The sequence below is a fragment of the Variovorax terrae genome, assembly GCF_022809125.1.
GTDB lineage: Bacteria > Pseudomonadota > Gammaproteobacteria > Burkholderiales > Burkholderiaceae_C > Variovorax_A > Variovorax_A terrae.
This window is the reverse complement of the sequence record NZ_JALGBI010000001.1, coordinates 2,883,711-2,899,089: the sequence shown is the minus strand read 5'-3', so window position 1 is coordinate 2,899,089 and position 15,379 is coordinate 2,883,711. Positions and strand designations below refer to the sequence as shown.

14 protein-coding genes are annotated in these 15,379 nt (G+C 67.1%); all 14 read right to left on the bottom strand.

All coding sequences use genetic code 11. The annotated features are described in order from the left end of the window. Positions 1 to 30: 30 nt before the first annotated feature. The 14 genes from MMF98_RS13675 to MMF98_RS13610 all read right to left on the bottom strand — a co-directional run bounded on the left by MMF98_RS13675 (position 31) and on the right by MMF98_RS13610 (position 15,315). Positions 31 to 2,697 carry a FimV/HubP family polar landmark protein gene (locus tag MMF98_RS13675; protein WP_243306847.1) on the bottom strand — a complete coding sequence of 889 codons (2,667 nt, stop codon included), beginning with the start codon at positions 2,695 to 2,697 and terminating at the stop codon, positions 31 to 33. A gap of 241 nt (positions 2,698 to 2,938) precedes the next feature. Further along, the gene (asd, locus tag MMF98_RS13670; RefSeq protein WP_243306846.1) at positions 2,939 to 4,078 is read right to left on the bottom strand and encodes an aspartate-semialdehyde dehydrogenase; all 1,140 of its coding nucleotides are present in this window, start codon (positions 4,076 to 4,078) and stop codon (positions 2,939 to 2,941) included. Positions 4,079 to 4,456: 378 nt separating this feature from the next. Continuing rightward, complete coding sequence (gene leuB, locus MMF98_RS13665) at positions 4,457 to 5,527, bottom strand: 3-isopropylmalate dehydrogenase (protein ID WP_243306845.1); 1,071 nt, start codon at positions 5,525 to 5,527, stop codon at positions 4,457 to 4,459. Positions 5,528 to 5,600: 73 nt separating this feature from the next. Continuing rightward, the gene (leuD, locus tag MMF98_RS13660) at positions 5,601 to 6,251 is read right to left on the bottom strand and encodes a 3-isopropylmalate dehydratase small subunit (RefSeq protein ID WP_243306844.1); all 651 of its coding nucleotides are present in this window, start codon (positions 6,249 to 6,251) and stop codon (positions 5,601 to 5,603) included. Between the two features lie 7 nt (positions 6,252 to 6,258). Next, a complete protein-coding gene (gene leuC / locus MMF98_RS13655) occupies positions 6,259 to 7,680 on the bottom strand; it encodes a 3-isopropylmalate dehydratase large subunit (protein WP_243306843.1) in 1,422 nt (473 codons plus the stop codon). Positions 7,681 to 7,705: 25 nt separating this feature from the next. Next, entirely contained in the window at positions 7,706 to 8,635 is a 930-nt protein-coding gene (locus tag MMF98_RS13650; protein ID WP_243306842.1) for a LysR substrate-binding domain-containing protein, read from the bottom strand. A gap of 223 nt (positions 8,636 to 8,858) precedes the next feature. Next, positions 8,859 to 9,239, bottom strand: a complete 381-nt coding sequence (locus tag MMF98_RS13645) for a hypothetical protein (RefSeq protein ID WP_243306840.1) — start codon at positions 9,237 to 9,239, stop codon at positions 8,859 to 8,861. Positions 9,240 to 9,312: 73 nt separating this feature from the next. Beyond that, positions 9,313 to 10,623, bottom strand: a complete 1,311-nt coding sequence (locus MMF98_RS13640; RefSeq protein ID WP_243306839.1) for a citrate synthase — start codon at positions 10,621 to 10,623, stop codon at positions 9,313 to 9,315. A gap of 65 nt (positions 10,624 to 10,688) precedes the next feature. Next, complete coding sequence (locus MMF98_RS13635) at positions 10,689 to 10,952, bottom strand: FAD assembly factor SdhE (RefSeq protein WP_243306838.1); 264 nt, start codon at positions 10,950 to 10,952, stop codon at positions 10,689 to 10,691. Between the two features lie 18 nt (positions 10,953 to 10,970). Then, on the bottom strand, positions 10,971 to 11,675 hold the full coding sequence (locus MMF98_RS13630; RefSeq protein WP_243306837.1) for a succinate dehydrogenase iron-sulfur subunit: 705 nt from the start codon (positions 11,673 to 11,675) through the stop codon (positions 10,971 to 10,973). 31 nt (positions 11,676 to 11,706) lie between these two features. Continuing rightward, complete coding sequence (sdhA, locus tag MMF98_RS13625) at positions 11,707 to 13,515, bottom strand: succinate dehydrogenase flavoprotein subunit (protein WP_243306836.1); 1,809 nt, start codon at positions 13,513 to 13,515, stop codon at positions 11,707 to 11,709. Between the two features lie 30 nt (positions 13,516 to 13,545). After that, a complete protein-coding gene (gene sdhD, locus MMF98_RS13620) occupies positions 13,546 to 13,911 on the bottom strand; it encodes a succinate dehydrogenase, hydrophobic membrane anchor protein (protein ID WP_243306833.1) in 366 nt (121 codons plus the stop codon). Between the two features lie 20 nt (positions 13,912 to 13,931). Continuing rightward, the gene (gene sdhC, locus MMF98_RS13615; protein WP_243306832.1) at positions 13,932 to 14,366 is read right to left on the bottom strand and encodes a succinate dehydrogenase, cytochrome b556 subunit; all 435 of its coding nucleotides are present in this window, start codon (positions 14,364 to 14,366) and stop codon (positions 13,932 to 13,934) included. A 154-nt stretch (positions 14,367 to 14,520) separates the two neighbouring features. Then, complete coding sequence (locus MMF98_RS13610; RefSeq protein ID WP_243307395.1) at positions 14,521 to 15,315, bottom strand: GntR family transcriptional regulator; 795 nt, start codon at positions 15,313 to 15,315, stop codon at positions 14,521 to 14,523. Between the last annotated feature and the right edge of the window lie 64 nt (positions 15,316 to 15,379).

Here is a 15,379-nt window from a genome sequence, read left to right as displayed (position 1 = left end):
AAATGAGGCGGCCGGCGTGCGGGCCGGGGCTCAGCCGAGCTCGGACAGGAAGCGCTGCGCCTTGGCCTTCAGGCTGCCAGAGGCCTCGGCAACGACTTCCTGCACCAGGCTGCGCGCGCCGTCGGCATCGCCGATGGCGTGGAATTCCTGCGCCAGCGCGAGCTTGGTGGCCAGCGGGTCGTCGGTGGAGTCGAGCGCCGCACCGGCCGTATTCGGGGACTCCGTGTCCGGGGACTCCGTGGTGGGGCCGAGATCCAGCGACAGGGAATCGAGATCGAATTCGAGCATGCCGGGGTCTGCCGCGGGGGCCATGGCAGGCGCAGAGGCGATGATGATGGGTTCGGGCTCGGGCGTGAAGCTCAGGCCGTTGTCGGCATGGGACGGAGTCTCCACGGCGGGCAGCGGCAGGTCGAAGTCCATGTCCAGGTCGGGCATCGGCGGTGGAGTCCGGAACGCGATCGTGGGTTCCGGGGCGGCCCCGGAGGCGCTGGCGGACAGGCTGGCCACTGGAGGGGTGGTCACCGGCTCGTCGCCGAGCGAGAAGTCCAGGTCGAGGTCCAGGTCGGCAGAGGCGGGCGCTGGCGCGGTTTCCGGGTGGGCCAGCTGGGGGATGGTGCTCACGGCGAAGCCGGCTGCGGCCGTACCGACGGTCGCCAGTCCGATGGCGCCGCTGGGCTGGCCGCCGGGCCGGTACATCGGGTTGGCGGCATCGAGCTCGTGCCCGAGTTCGCAGATGCGCTCCCACTCCGGGCCTTCGCCCCGGGTCAGGCCGTAGGCTTCGGTGGCGACCAGCTCGAAGGCCTTGGCATCGCGCCGCTTGGCATAGATTTCGAGCAACTTGCCGTGGATGGCCACGCGCGACGGGTTGGTGCGCATGGCCTCCTTGAGGATTTCCTCGGCCTGCAGGTCGCGGCCGTAGGCCAGGTAGACGTCGGCCTCGGCCACCGGGTCCACATCACCCGCCGCGTCGAGCTGGCTGGGGGAATAGACCATGGACGAGCCCGTGGCGGCACCGGCGTCGTTGGTGTCGATGTGCTGGCCGCCGCTGGCGCCGAAGAAGGAGTCGGGCTGCAGCCGGCTTTCGAGGAACGAGCTGTCGACCTGGGTGGCCTTCTTGCGCTGGCGCAGGCGATAGAAGCCGAAGCCGCCCAGCAGCGCGAGCAGGCCGACGGCGGCGGCCGGGATGACCGGGTTCTCGATCAGGTCGTCGACGAAGCTGGGCTCCGGCAGCGGGGCGGCGGCCGGCTTGGCGACGACGGCAGGCTTGGGCGCCGAGGCCGGCGCGGCACTGGCCGCAGCCACCGGCTCCGCCACGGCGGCAGCCGAGGCAGGGGAGGAAGCCGCTGCCAACGGGTCGGCTGCGGCTGAAGCGGCCATCGAAGGCGCGGCCGCAGCGGTGGCGGCCGAGGCAGCCGCGACGGTCGCCGTGGCCGCAACAGGAGCGGTTGCCGCCGCGGAGGCGGCGGCTGCCGGCTTGGCTGCGCTGGCGACAGCGGCCGACGCCAGCGCACCGGCCGGCACCGTGACACTGCCCGGCGCCGCGCTGGCGGGGCTGGCCGGTGCCGCGCTGCTGCCGGTGGAAGCGGTGCCGAGCTTGTTCAGTTCGGTGATGTTCTTGGATAGCTCGGCCACGCGGTCGGAGGCTTCCTTGGCCTGGCGGTCCTTGGCGATCTTGTCTTCCGAGGCCTTGGCCTGCACGGCGCCCTTGGACAGGGTCAGCTTGTCGGGTGTCGCGGTCGATGGCTTCTTGTCCTCGACCCGGGCCTGCAGCTTGCCGGCGGCCTGCCGGTCGGCGGCCGCGAGCTGGGTGGCGGGCGCGCCTTCGGCCAGCTTGCGGCGGAATTCGTTGAAATCCTTGCTCTGTGCCACCACGGTCTGCGTGGCTTCGCCGGCGCCGATGGCCGAGGCCTGTTCGGCGCTGGGAATGTCCAGCACGGCGCCGGATTTCAGCCGGTTCACGTTGCCGCCGATGAAGGCTTCGGGGTTGGCGCGCAGCAGGGCCACCAGCATCTGGTCCAGCGACACGCTGGCGGGCTTGTTGGCCGCTGCGATCCTGCCGGCCGTGTCGCCGGCATGCACGGTCACCTGCTGGCCGCCGGCCGCGGAGGCCGGCTTGGCCGCCACGGGAGCGGGGCGCGCCGGAACTGCCTGGCGCGCCGGGGCCGGGCTGGCGGGCGCGGTAACCGGTGCCGCAGGCCGCACAGCCACGGCAGGCGCCGGCAGGGGCGCAGGCGCCGGGGCGGCCGACACCATCGGCGCGGTGGGGCTGGCGGGCTGCCGCATGCTGGGCGGGTCGAACAGCATCGTGTAGTCGCGCACGATGCGGCCGGAAGCCCAGTTGGCCTCGAGGACCAGATCGATGAAGGGGTCGTTGACGGCGCGCGGGCTGCTCAGGCTCAGGTACATGGTGCCGTCGGCGCGGCGCTGCAGCGAGATCTGGAGATTGGCGACCGATGAGTTGTACTCCAGCCCGGCAGCGCGGTAGGCGCTGGGCGGGGCCACCGTGGCCTTGAGGCTGCCGGCTTCGTCCGCGTTGATCTCGGGGATGTCGATCTCGGCGCGCAGGGGCTCACCCAGCATGGACTGGATCGTGATGCGGCCCAATGCCAGCGCGTTGGCGTCAGAACCGTGGAGGCCCAGCACAACCGTTGCCGCGACCGCCAGAGCGGATGCCTGCCAACGTGGTGTTTTCCCCATCAATTTATGAGCCTCCAATGCGCGGGCGGCGGGCAAATTTTTTCTCATCATGCGGACAAGCGCCTCGACGCTGAATTTTGAAAAACGAACATAACATCAATGTCTTAGCCTGACAAGCTAAGGAAGCTCTTAACTTCCCGGGCCTTGCCGAGGCGGGTGTTTGCGCGTTCTTCTCTGTTGCCTGACGACAACGGCCTGTAACCCTGGGTTACAGGCCGTTATCGAATGCATCCGGCGTGGCTCAGGCGTCGAGCAGGATGCGCAGCATGCGGCGCAGCGGTTCGGCGGCACCCCAGAGCAACTGGTCGCCGATGGTGAAGGCGCCGACGTACTCGGGGCCCATGGCCAGCTTGCGGATGCGGCCCACCGGGATCGTCATGGTGCCGGTCACGGCCACGGGCGTCAGGTCCTTGAGCGTGGCTTCCTTGGTGTTGGGCACGACCTGCACCCAGGCGTTGTCGGCCGCGATCATGGCCTCGATGTCGGCCACCGGCACGTCCTTCTTCAGCTTGAAGGTGAGGGCCTGGCTGTGGCAGCGCATGGCGCCCACGCGCACGCAGAAGCCGTCCACCGGCACCGCCTGCGGCGAGTTCTTGCCGAAGCCTTCGCCAAAGCCGAGGATCTTGTTGGTCTCGGCCATGCCCTTCCATTCTTCCTTGGACATGCCGTTGCCCAGGTCCTTGTCGATCCAGGGGATCAGGCTGCCGCCCAGCGGCACGCCGAAGTTGGCGGTTTCGGCGGCAGAGAGGGCGCGCTGCTTGGCGATCACCTTGCGGTCGATTTCGAGAATGGCGCTCTTGGGGTCGTCCAGCAGGGACCGGACCTCGGCGTTCAGCGTGCCGTACTGCGTGAGCAGCTCGCGCATGTGCTGGGCGCCGCCGCCGCTGGCAGCTTGGTAGGTCTGGGTGCTCATCCACTCGACCAGGCCGGCCTTGTAGAGCGCGCCCACGCCCATGAGCATGCAGCTCACGGTGCAGTTGCCGCCGATCCAGTTGCGGCCGCCGTCCTTCAGCGCCTTCTGGATCACGGGCAGGTTGACCGGGTCGAGCACGATGACGGCGTCGTCCTTCATGCGCAGCGTGGAGGCCGCGTCGATCCAGTGGCCGTTCCAGCCGGCGGCGCGCAGCTTGGGGAAGACTTCGGTGGTGTAGTCGCCGCCCTGGGCCGTGATGACGATGTCGCACTTCCTGAGCGCGTCGACGTCGTAGGCGTCCTTGAGCGTGGTTTCGTTCCTGGCCTGCGCCGGGGCCTTGCCGCCAGCATTGGAGGTGGAGAAGAACACCGGCTCGATCAGGCCGAAGTCGCCTTCCGCCTGCATGCGGTCCATCAACACCGAGCCGACCATGCCGCGCCAGCCGACCAACCCTACCAACTTGCTCATTTCAACGCCCTTTCGATGTGAAAACAGTATCCGACCGGACTGCTCGCCTGGCTCGTCTGGCCAGGAGGGGCGCACGACGAACCAGGCTGGATCAGCCCTTAATGGTCGTGGTTTTGGTGATGGTTGCGCGCGCGGCCACGCCTGCCAAAGGGGCAGCGGCGGTGTTCGGGGCGAACGGGCGGGCGGCAAACATAGGCGGATATTGTAGCGGATGCGGGTTTGCCGGGGTTTGCGCGGAAGAAGGCCGCCAGCAAGGCGTCCCGCGGACCGAGCGTGCCGGCCGTCCGCAGTCACCCTGGCATGAAACGCCCCATGAAAAAAGCAGCCCCGCGGACTGCTTTTTTCCTGCCGAGGCGGCGCTTTGCAGCGCCGCCGGCATCACCCCAGCGCCTTCACCACCGCATCCCCCATCTGCGCTGTGCCCACCTGGGTGGTGCCTTCGCTGTAAATGTCGGGGGTGCGCAGGCCTTGGGCCAGCACCTTCTGCACGGCGGTCTCGATGCGGGCGGCGGCTTCTTCCTGGTTCAGGCTGAAGCGCAGCATCATCGCGGCGCTGAGGATGGTGGCCAGCGGGTTGGCCACGCCCTTGCCGGCGATGTCGGGCGCGCTGCCATGGCTGGGCTCGTACAGGCCCTGCTTCTTGTCGTTCAGGCTGGCCGAGGGCAGCATGCCGATGGAGCCGGTGAGCATGGAGGCCTCGTCCGAGAGGATGTCGCCGAACATGTTGCCGGTGACCACCACGTCGAACTTCTTGGGCGCCTTCACGAGCTGCATGGCGGCGTTGTCCACGTACATGTGGTCGAGCGCGACGTCGGGGTACTCCTTGCCGACCTCGGTGACCACGTCCTTCCAGAACTGGAAGGTTTCGAGCACGTTGGCCTTGTCCACGCTGGTGACCTTCTTGCTGCGCTTGCGGGCCGCCTCGAAGGCGACGCGCGCGATGCGCTCGATCTCGGGGCGCGAGTAGCGCATGGTGTCGAAGGCTTCCTCGGCGCCGGGGAAGTGGCCGTCCACCGCCGTGCGGCGGCCGCGCGGCTGGCCGAAGTAGATGTCGCCGGTCAGCTCGCGGATGATCAGGATGTCCAGCCCGGCCACGAGTTCGGGCTTGAGGCTGGAGGCGCCCACCAGCTGCTCGTAGCAGATCGCGGGGCGGAAGTTGGCGAACAGGCCCAGGTGCTTGCGCAGGCCCAGGATGGCCTGCTCGGGGCGCAGCGGGCGGTCGAGCTTGTCGTATTTCCAGTCGCCGACGGCGCCGAACAGCACGGCGTCGGCGGCCTGGGCCAGCTTGAGGGTGAACTCGGGCAGCGGATGGCCGTGGGCCTCGTAGGCGGCGCCGCCGACCAATGCGCTTTCCATCTCGAAGGAGAGGCCCAGCGCCTTGAGGACCTTGACGGCCTCGGCCACGATTTCGGTGCCGATGCCGTCACCGGGAAGAACTGCGATTTTCATGGTTGCTCTTTTTTTGATAGCTAGAAATGACCGCGCCACCTGGACCTGGAGGCGTTTTGATCTGAAAAATGGCTCAGCCGGCCAGCGTGTGGGCCAGCCAGGGCTTCTGCACCAGGCGCTCGGCCTCGAAGGCCCGGATCTTGTCGCTCTGGCGCAGCGTCAGGCCGATGTCGTCGAAGCCGTTGAGCAGGCAGTACTTGCGGAAGGCCTGCACCTCGAACGGAATCTCCTCGCCCTGGGGCTTGACCACCACCTGGCGTTCGAGGTCGATGGTGAGCGCATAGCCGGGAAACGCGGCTGCCTCGTCGAACAGCTGCGACACCGTGGCCTCGGGCAGCACGATGGGCAGCAGGCCGTTCTTGAAGCAGTTGTTGAAGAAGATGTCGGCGTAGCTGGGCGCGATCAGGGCGCGAAAGCCGTACTGGTCCAGCGCCCAGGGCGCGTGTTCGCGGCTGGAGCCGCAGCCGAAGTTCTTGCGCGCCAGCAGCACCGAGGCGCCCTGGTAGCGCGGCTGGTTCAGCACGAAGTCGGGGTTGGGCTTGCGGCTGGCCGGGTCCTGGCCGGGCTCGCCGTGGTCCAGGTAGCGCCATTCGTCGAACAGGTTCTGGCCGAAGCCGGTCTTGCGGATCGACTTGAGGAACTGCTTGGGGATGATGGCGTCGGTGTCGACGTTCTCGCGGTCCATGGGGGCGACGAGGCCCTTGTGCACGGTGAATTTCTGCATGGCGTTCTCAGGCGAATTTTCGAATGTCTACAAAGTGGCCGTGCACTGCCGCAGCGGCAGCCATGGCCGGACTCACGAGGTGGGTGCGCCCGCCGGCGCCCTGGCGGCCCTCGAAGTTGCGGTTGCTGGTGGAGGCGCAGCGCTCGCCGGGCTCGAGGCGGTCGGCGTTCATGGCCAGGCACATCGAGCAGCCGGGCTCGCGCCACTCGAAGCCGGCGGCCTTGAAGATCTCGTGCAGGCCTTCGCGCTCGGCCTGTTCCTTGACCACGCCCGAGCCGGGCACGACCATCGCGAGCTTGACGTTCCTCGACACCTTCTGGCCGAGCTTGCGCACCATGGCCGCGGCCTCGCGCATGTCCTCGATGCGGCTGTTGGTGCAGGAGCCGATGAACACCTTGTCGATGGTGATGTCTTCCAGCGCCTTGCCGGGCTGCAGGCCCATGTAGGTGAGCGCGCGCTCGATCGCGCCGCGCTTGCTGGCGTCCTTTTCCTTGTCGGGGTCGGGCACGTGGCCGTCCACGCCGAGCACCATCTCGGGCGAGGTGCCCCAGGTGACCTGCGGGATGATCTGCGCGGCGTCGAGCTGCACCACGGTGTCGAACGTGGCGTCGGCATCGGACTGCAGGGTCTTCCAGTAGGCGGCGGCCAGGTCCCATTCGACGCCGGTGGGCGCCAATGGGCGGCCCTTGACGTACTCGATGGTCTTCTCGTCCACCGCCACCAGGCCGGCGCGCGCGCCGGCCTCGATGGCCATGTTGCAGACCGTCATGCGGCCTTCCATCGAGAGCGAGCGGATCGCCGAGCCCGCGAACTCGATGGTGTAGCCGGTGCCGCCGGCGGTGCCGATCTTGCCGATGATGGCCAGCACCACGTCCTTGGCGGTGACGCCCCTGGCGAGCGCGCCGTCAACCCTGACCAGCATGTTCTTGGCCTTCTTGGCCAGCAGCGTCTGCGTGGCCAGCACATGCTCGACCTCGCTGGTGCCGATGCCGTGCGCCAGCGCGCCGAAGGCGCCGTGGGTGGAGGTGTGCGAGTCGCCGCAGACCACGGTCATGCCGGGCAGGGTGGCGCCCTGTTCCGGGCCGATCACGTGCACGATGCCCTGGCGCTTGGACAGGAACGGGAAGAATGCCGCCGCGCCGAACTCGGCGATGTTGCTGTCCAGCGTGGTGACCTGTTCCTTGCTGATCGGGTCGGTGATGCCGTCGTAGCCGCGCTCCCAGCCGGTGGTGGGCGTGTTGTGGTCGGCCGTGGCGACCACCGAGCTGATGCGCCAGACCTTGCGGCCGGCCTGGCGCAGGCCTTCGTAGGCCTGCGGGCTGGTGACTTCGTGCACCAGGTGGCGGTCGATGTAGAGGATGGCGGTGCCGTCTTCCTCGGTGTGGACGACGTGTTCGTCCCAGATCTTGTCGTAGAGGGTGCGTCCCATGGTGGTCCTTCGTGGCTCTGTGATTTTAGGTGGGTGGGGAGGAACTGTTGGCTGCGAGGTGATCGACCAGCAGGCGGGCGGTCACGGGCAGGGTGGAGAAGTCGCGCGCCACCAGCTGGAGCTGGCGCAGCGCCCAGGCGTCGGTGAGCGCCACGGATTCGAGGTCGCCCACGCCATGCATGAGCTCGAAGGCGCGCTGCGGCATGACGCCGACGCCCAGGCCGTTGTGGATCATGCGGCACATGGCGTCCAGGCCGGTGACGTGGATGCGCAGCCGGATGGTGCGGCCTGCTTCGGCGGCAGCGGCGCGCATGGCCAGGTAGATCGAGCTGTTGGCGTGCAGGCCGACCTGGTCGAACTCCAGGCTGGCGGCAAAAGGGACGGCGGCTTCGGCGGCCAGCGCGTGGCCGCGCGGCACGATCAGCACCAGCCGGTCTTCGCGGTAGGGCAGGGCCTGCAGCTCGCCGATGCCGACTGCCGTGTTGCAGATGCCGAGGTCGGCCGCGCCCTCCTGCACGGCGCGAACCACCTCGGTGGAAAGGTGCTCCTCCAGGTCGATCTTGACCTGGGCGTGCTCGCGGATGAAGGCGCCCAGGTCCTCGGGCAGGAACTGCACGATGGCCGAGATGCTGGCGTGCACGCGCACATGGCCGCGCACGCCGTCGGCGTATTCGCTGAGCTCGCCCTGCATCTTCTCCAGGCTGAACAGCACCGAGCGCGCATGGTGCAGCAGGCTCTCGCCGGCCGGCGTGAGGTCCACGCCGCGGGTGTGGCGGTACAGCAGCGGGGTGTCGAGCGCGGCTTCGAGATCACTCAGGCGCTTGCTCACGGCCGAGGCCGCGATGAACTCGCGCTCGGCCGCACGGCCGATGCTGCCGAGCTCGCACACCGCCACGAACAGTTGCAGCGAGGTGAGGTCGATCCGGCGGGCGAAGTTGCGTTCGGAGCTTTTCATGGTGGGGCGGGAATCCAGGGCTTCAGGCCCTGGGCATCGCGTTTCACGATGCATCGGTATTTTCGCCCTTATAAAGCCTTCTTGTCATCGCAAACCGAGATGATGGGCTTGCCGAAGGGGGAAACACGCTCCAGCCGTGCGCCAACGGGCTTTTTGAGAGCCTTTTAGGGCCAAGGTCCAGGTGCAGCAGTCGTTTGATGCTATGAAAAAAGGAGCAGTGCGATCAATCGGCGATCAAGGCCGGGTCGAGCGCGCGCACCCGGTGATCGACGTAGTAGCCGCCGAACTCGGTGTAGCGCAGCAGGTGGCGGTGGCACTGGCCGCAGCGCCACAGGTCGCAGCGGTTGTAGGGGAAGAACGAGACGGCCACCGGGGCGGCGGGCGAGTCGTAGCGGGTGCCGCCGGGATGGTGCTCTTCGAAGCTGGGCTCGTCGAGGGCGGGGTCGCGCAGCGTGGCGAGCCGGGCCATCTGCGCGGCGGGCCAGCGCTCGTCGGTCACGCTCTCCCAGCCGGGGCAGGGGCCGAGGCTGCAGCGGCAGGCCTGCGGCGGCGGGCCGTCGGCGGCGGTCTGCCGCAGTTCATCGGCGCTCTGGATCAGTTTCATGGGGCGGGCCTTGATGAAAAAAGCCCGCCGGCAGGGCTGCCAGGCGGGCGTCTTGCGGTGCCGTCGGGACGGATCAGCGTTCTGCGAGGGGCTTGACGTCGCGCTTGACCGAGCCGGTGAAGAGCTGGCGCGGGCGGCCGATCTTGTACTCGGGGTCGCCGATCATCTCGTTGAGCTGGGCGATCCAGCCGACGGTGCGGGCCAGCGCGAAGATCGCGGTGAACAGGCTCACCGGGATGCCGATGGCGCGCTGCACGATGCCGGAGTAGAAGTCCACGTTCGGGTAGAGCTTGCGCTGCACGAAGTAGTCGTCTTCCAGGGCGATCTTCTCAAGCGTCTTGGCCAGCTTGAACAGCGGGTCGTTGCCCAGGCCCAGCTCGTCGAGCACCTCGTTGCAGGTCTGCTGCATCAGCTTGGCGCGCGGATCGTAGTTCTTGTACACGCGGTGGCCGAAGCCCATCAGCTTGACGTTGGAGTTCTTGTCCTTGACCTGCTTGATGAACTCGCCGATCTTCTCGATGCCGCCGTTGCGCTGGATGTCTTCCAGCATGTTGAGCGCCGCCTCGTTGGCGCCGCCGTGGGCCGGGCCCCACAGGCAGGCCACGCCGGCCGCGATGGCGGCGAACGGGTTGGTGCCGGAGGAGCCGCACAGGCGCACGGTGGAGGTGGAGGCGTTCTGCTCGTGGTCGGCGTGCAGGATGAAGATGCGGTCGAGGGCCTTCTCGATCACCGGGCTGACCTTGTATTCCTCGCAGGGCGTGCCGAACATCATGTGCGTGAAGTTGCCGGCGTAGGACAGCGAGTTCTTCGGGTACATGAAGGGCTGGCCGATGCTGTACTTGTAGGCCATGGCCACGAGCGTGGGCATCTTGGCGATCAGGCGGATCGCGGCGATCTCGCGGTGCTCGGGATTGTTGATGTCGGTGCTGTCATGGTAGAAGGCCGACAGGCCGCCCACCAGGCCCGTCATCACGGCCATCGGGTGCGCATCGCGGCGGAAGCCGCGCAGGAAGAACTGCATCTGCTCGTTGACCATGGTGTGGTTGGTCACGAGCTTGGTGAAGTCGGCCTTCTGCGTCGCGTTGGGCAGCTCGCCGTACAGCAGCAGGTGGCAGGTTTCGAGGAAGTCGCAGTTCACCGCGAGCTGCTCGATCGGGTAGCCGCGGTACAGCAGCTCGCCCTTGTCGCCGTCGATGTAGGTGATGGCCGACTGGCAGGACGCCGTGGACAGGAAGCCCGGGTCGTAGGTGAACATGCCGGTCTGGGCGTACAGCTTGCGGATGTCGATCACATCCGGACCGATGCTGCCCTGGTAGACCGGCAGCTCGACGCTGGGGCTGCCGTTACTGAACGACAGGGTGGCTTTGTTGTCAGCAAGTTTCATTTCTACTTTCCTTGAGTGATTTGCCCATCATCCGGTGGCTTGCGGCTTCTTCGGCGCCTGGCGCGTCAGGCCCGCAACATCCCCAGCACTTCACGTACGTCGTGTGTATTCATGTCGCCCTGCGGTTCCTGGCGCCGAAGCAGCAGGTCCAGCAGGTCGTTGTCTGCCAAATCCATTAAAGCATTCAAGCCTTGTGCCTGCCTGACCGTCAGGGCGGACTCATGGCGTGCGAAGAACTTCTCGATGAACAGGTCGTTTTCCAGCAGGCCGCGGCGGCAGCGCCACTTGAGCTTGCTCAGTTCCCGTTCACCCAGGCGTTCTTCAGCCATGTTCGTTGCCCTGGCCGGTCAAACGGCCCGGCGGACCATCAGTTCCTTGATTTTGCCGATGGCCTTGGTCGGGTTCAATCCCTTGGGGCACACGTCCACGCAGTTCATGATGGTGTGGCAGCGGAACAGGCGGTACGGGTCCTCGAGGTTGTCCAGGCGCTCGGCCGTGCCTTCGTCGCGGCTGTCGGCGATGAAGCGGTAGGCCTGCAGCAGGCCGGCCGGGCCGACGAACTTGTCGGGGTTCCACCAGAAGCTCGGGCAGCTCGTGGAGCAGCTCGCGCACAGGATGCACTCGTACAGGCCGTTGAGCTCCTCGCGCTCCTCGGGCGACTGCAGGCGCTCGCGCTCCGGCGCCGGGGTCTCGGTGATCAGGTAGGGCTTGATCGAGTTGTACTGGTTGAAGAACTGCGTCATGTCCACGATCAGGTCGCGGATCACCGGCAGGCCGGGCAGCGGCTTGAGCACGATGGTGCCCTTGAGCGTGTTCATGTTGGTGAGGCACGCCAGGCCGTTCTTGCCGTTGATGTTCATCGCGTCGGAGCCGCACACGCCTTCGCGGCAGGAGCGGCGGAACGAGATCGACGGGTCCTGTTCCTTGAGCTTGACCAGCGCGTCCAGCAGCATGCGCTCGTGGCCGTCGAGTTCGATCTCGATGGTCTGCATGTAGGGCTTGGCGTCCTTGTCCGGATCGTAGCGGTAGATCTGGAATGTGCGTTTTTGCATGTTTCTTCTCTCGTGAGGCTACTGGTCTGAATCAGAACGTACGGACCTTCGGGGGGACGCTGTCCACCGTCAGGGGCTTGAGGTTGACCGGCTTGTAGTCCAGGCGGTTGCCCTCGCTGTACCACAGCGTGTGCTTGAGCCATTCCTTGTCGTTGCGGCCCAGCGGGAACTCGGCGTGGTCGGCCGGGTGCTCGTAGTCGTACACCGTGTGGGCGCCGCGGCATTCGGTGCGGGCGGCCGCCGACACCATGGTGGCCTGGGCCACCTCGATCAGGTTGTCCACTTCCAGCGCCTCGATGCGGGCCGTGTTGAACACCTTGGACTTGTCCTGCAGCGTGACGCTGCCCACGCGCTCGCGGATGGCGGCGATCTTCTGCACGCCCTCGTCCATGCTGGCCTGGGTGCGGAACACGCCGGCATGCTGCTGCATGGTGGCGCGGATGTCGGCCGCCAGGGACTGCGAATAGGTGCCTTCGCTGGACTGCTCGAGCTGGTTCAGGCGGGCCAGCGTGCGCTCGGCGGCGTCCTTGGGCAGGGGCTTGTGCTCGCGGTTCTTCTCGTTGAACTCCACGATGTGGCGGCCGGCGGCCTTGCCGAACACCAGCAGGTCGAGCAGCGAGTTGGTGCCCAGGCGGTTGGCGCCGTGCACGCTCACGCAGGAGCATTCGCCCACCGCGTACAGGCCGTTGACCACGGCGCTGTTGTTGCCGCCCTGCTGCGAGACGACCTGGCCATGGATGTTGGTCGGCACGCCGCCCATCTGGTAGTGGATGGTCGGCACCACGGGAATCGGCTCCTTGGTGATGTCGACGTTGGCGAAGTTGACGCCGATCTCGTACACCGAGGGCAGGCGCTTGTGGATGGTTTCGGCGCCCAGGTGGTCGAGCTTGAGCAGCACGTAGTCCTTGTTCGGGCCGCAGCCGCGGCCTTCCTTGATCTCCTGGTCCATCGAGCGCGAGACGAAGTCGCGCGGCGCCAGGTCCTTCAGCGTGGGCGCATAGCGCTCCATGAAGCGCTCGCCGTTGCTGTTGAGCAGGATGGCGCCTTCGCCGCGGCAGCCTTCGGTCAGCAGCACGCCGGCGCCGGCCACGCCGGTCGGGTGGAACTGCCAGAACTCCATGTCCTGCAGCGCGATGCCGGCGCGCGCGGCCATGCCCAGGCCGTCGCCGGTGTTGATGAAGGCGTTGGTGGAGGCCGCGAAGATGCGCCCGGCGCCGCCGGTGGCCAGCAGCACGGTCTTGGCCTGCAGCACGTACAGGTCGCCGGTTTCCATCTCCAGCGCGGTCACGCCGACCACGTCGCCGTCGGCGTCGCGGATCAGGTCCAGCGCCATCCACTCGACGAAGAAGTTGGTCTTGGCCTTGACGTTCTGCTGGTACAGCGTGTGCAGCATGGCGTGGCCGGTGCGGTCGGCCGCGGCGCAGGCGCGCTGCACCGGCTTCTCGCCGTAGTTGGCGGTGTGGCCGCCGAACGGGCGCTGGTAGATCGTGCCGTCGGGGTTGCGATCGAACGGCATGCCGAAGTGCTCCAGCTCGTACACGACCTTGGGCGCCTCGCGGCACATGAACTCGATCGCATCCTGGTCGCCGAGCCAGTCGGAGCCCTTGATGGTGTCGTAGAAATGGTAGTGCCAGTTGTCCTCGGACATGTTGCCCAGCGAAGCGCTCACGCCGCCCTGCGCGGCCACGGTGTGCGAGCGGGTGGGGAACACCTTGGAGAGCGAGGCCACGTTGAGGCCAGCGCGGGAGAGTTCCAGCGCGGCGCGCATGCCGGAACCGCCGGCCCCGACGATGACGACGTCGAACTTGCGCGTGGTGATGTTGGCGTTGGTGTAGCTCATGTTGACTGCCTCAGGAATTCGGACGCAGCATCAAAGACGCCACAGAACTTGGATCGCCCAGCCCGCGCAACCCACGAGCCAGACGATGGTGACGATTTGCAGGGCCAGGCGCACGGCGACGGGCTGGACATAGTCCATCCAGATGTCGCGCATGCCGACCCACACGTGGTAGAGCAGGGCCAGGATGACCGTGAAGGTCAGCACCTTCATCCACTGGGCGGCGAAGATGCCGGCCCACTTGTCGTAGCCGATCGGGCCGCTGGTGAAGATCACCTGGGCCAGCACGATCACGGTGAAGAGCGCCATCAGGGCACCGGTGGCGCGCTGGGCCAGCCAGTCGCGCAGGCCGTAGTGGGCACCGACGACGGTGCGCTTGGAGCCGTAGTTCACGGACATGTTTCTTGCTCCTTCGATTTTTAGTACAGGCCGAACAGCTTGGCGCCCAGCACCACGGTCAGGCCCAGGCTCAGCACCAGCGTGACGATGGCCGAGGACTTGCCGAATTCCTTGCTCACCGCGGCGTGGCTCACGTCCATCCACAGGTGGCGCAGGCCGGCGATGAAATGGTGCAGGTAGGCCCAGATCAGCGCCAGCGCCACCAGCTTCAGGAACCAGCCCGGCAAAAAGCCAAGGCCGCTGTTGAAGGCGGCTCTGAACTTGGCGAACGAGATTTCGGAGGAGACGGAGGTGTCGAACATCCAGATGATGAAGGGCATCAGCAGGAACATGACGGCCCCGCTGGCGCGGTGCAGGATGGACACCCAGGCGGCCGGGGCCATGCGGTAGGTGGTCAGATCCTTGAAGGCGTTGATGTTGCGGAACTCAGGCCGCTTTTTGGCAAGCTCGGTCATGGGGGGCTTTCTTGGAAGGAGGTAACCGCTTTGTAATTCGAAAAATGCAAACAACCCAAAATTCTATTGCAACGCAGCAGATCGGCGCGGCGGATGCTACTTATCCGAGCAAACAGGTCAAGGCACGCGAGCCCGGCGCGCCGCGCATGGCCGCTCAGCTGAGCTCGTTGCGGTAGTGGTGCGTGTCGGTGCGGTAGAGGCCGCGGCGCAGCTCCATGGGCACGTCGTTGTAGGTGTAGGCGACGCGCTCCACGCTCAGCAGTGGCGTGCCTTGCTCTGTTTTCAATAGCAGGCTTTGCCCGCTGTCTGCGGACACCGCGCGGATTTTCTCCTCGGCGCGGACCATGCGCACGCCGAAGTCGAGCTCGAACATCGCATAGGTCGGGCCGTGGTAGTCGGCCATCTGCTCGGCCGTCAGCCCCTTGAAGGCGTTGCCCGGCAGCCAGAGGTCTTCCAGGATCGCGGGGGTGCCGCCGAACGACAGCACGCGGCGCACCTGCAGCACGGCGTCGCCCGGCCGCATGGCGAGCGCGCGGGCCACGTCGGCGCTGGCGCGCACGCGCCGGCACTCGATGATGTGGCGCTGCGCCGGGCCTTCGCTGTCGAGGTCGCCGCTGTCGGGCACCAGCTTCAGGAAGCGGTACTGCACATGCTGCTCGGCATGGGTGGCGACGAAGGTGCCCTTGCCCTGGCGGCGCACCACCAGGTTCTCGGCCGCCAGCTCGTCGATCGCCTTGCGCACCGTGCCCTGGCTCACGCGAAAGCGCGCGGCCAGCTCCATCTCGCTTGGAATGGCTTCGCCGGGCTTCCATTCGCCGGCCTGCAGGCTTTGCAGGATCAGCCCCTTGATCTGCTGGTACAGCGGGCTGAAGGCCGGCGTCGGCGACGCGCCGGCCGCGGGCGGCGCCCGGTCGACGCTGGCGGCGGGAAGGGGCTGGGGCGAGGGCATGGGCGGGTGGGCGTGGGAGGAGGTGAAAACTGCTTCGATCATATCTTATATAAGACATAAGACA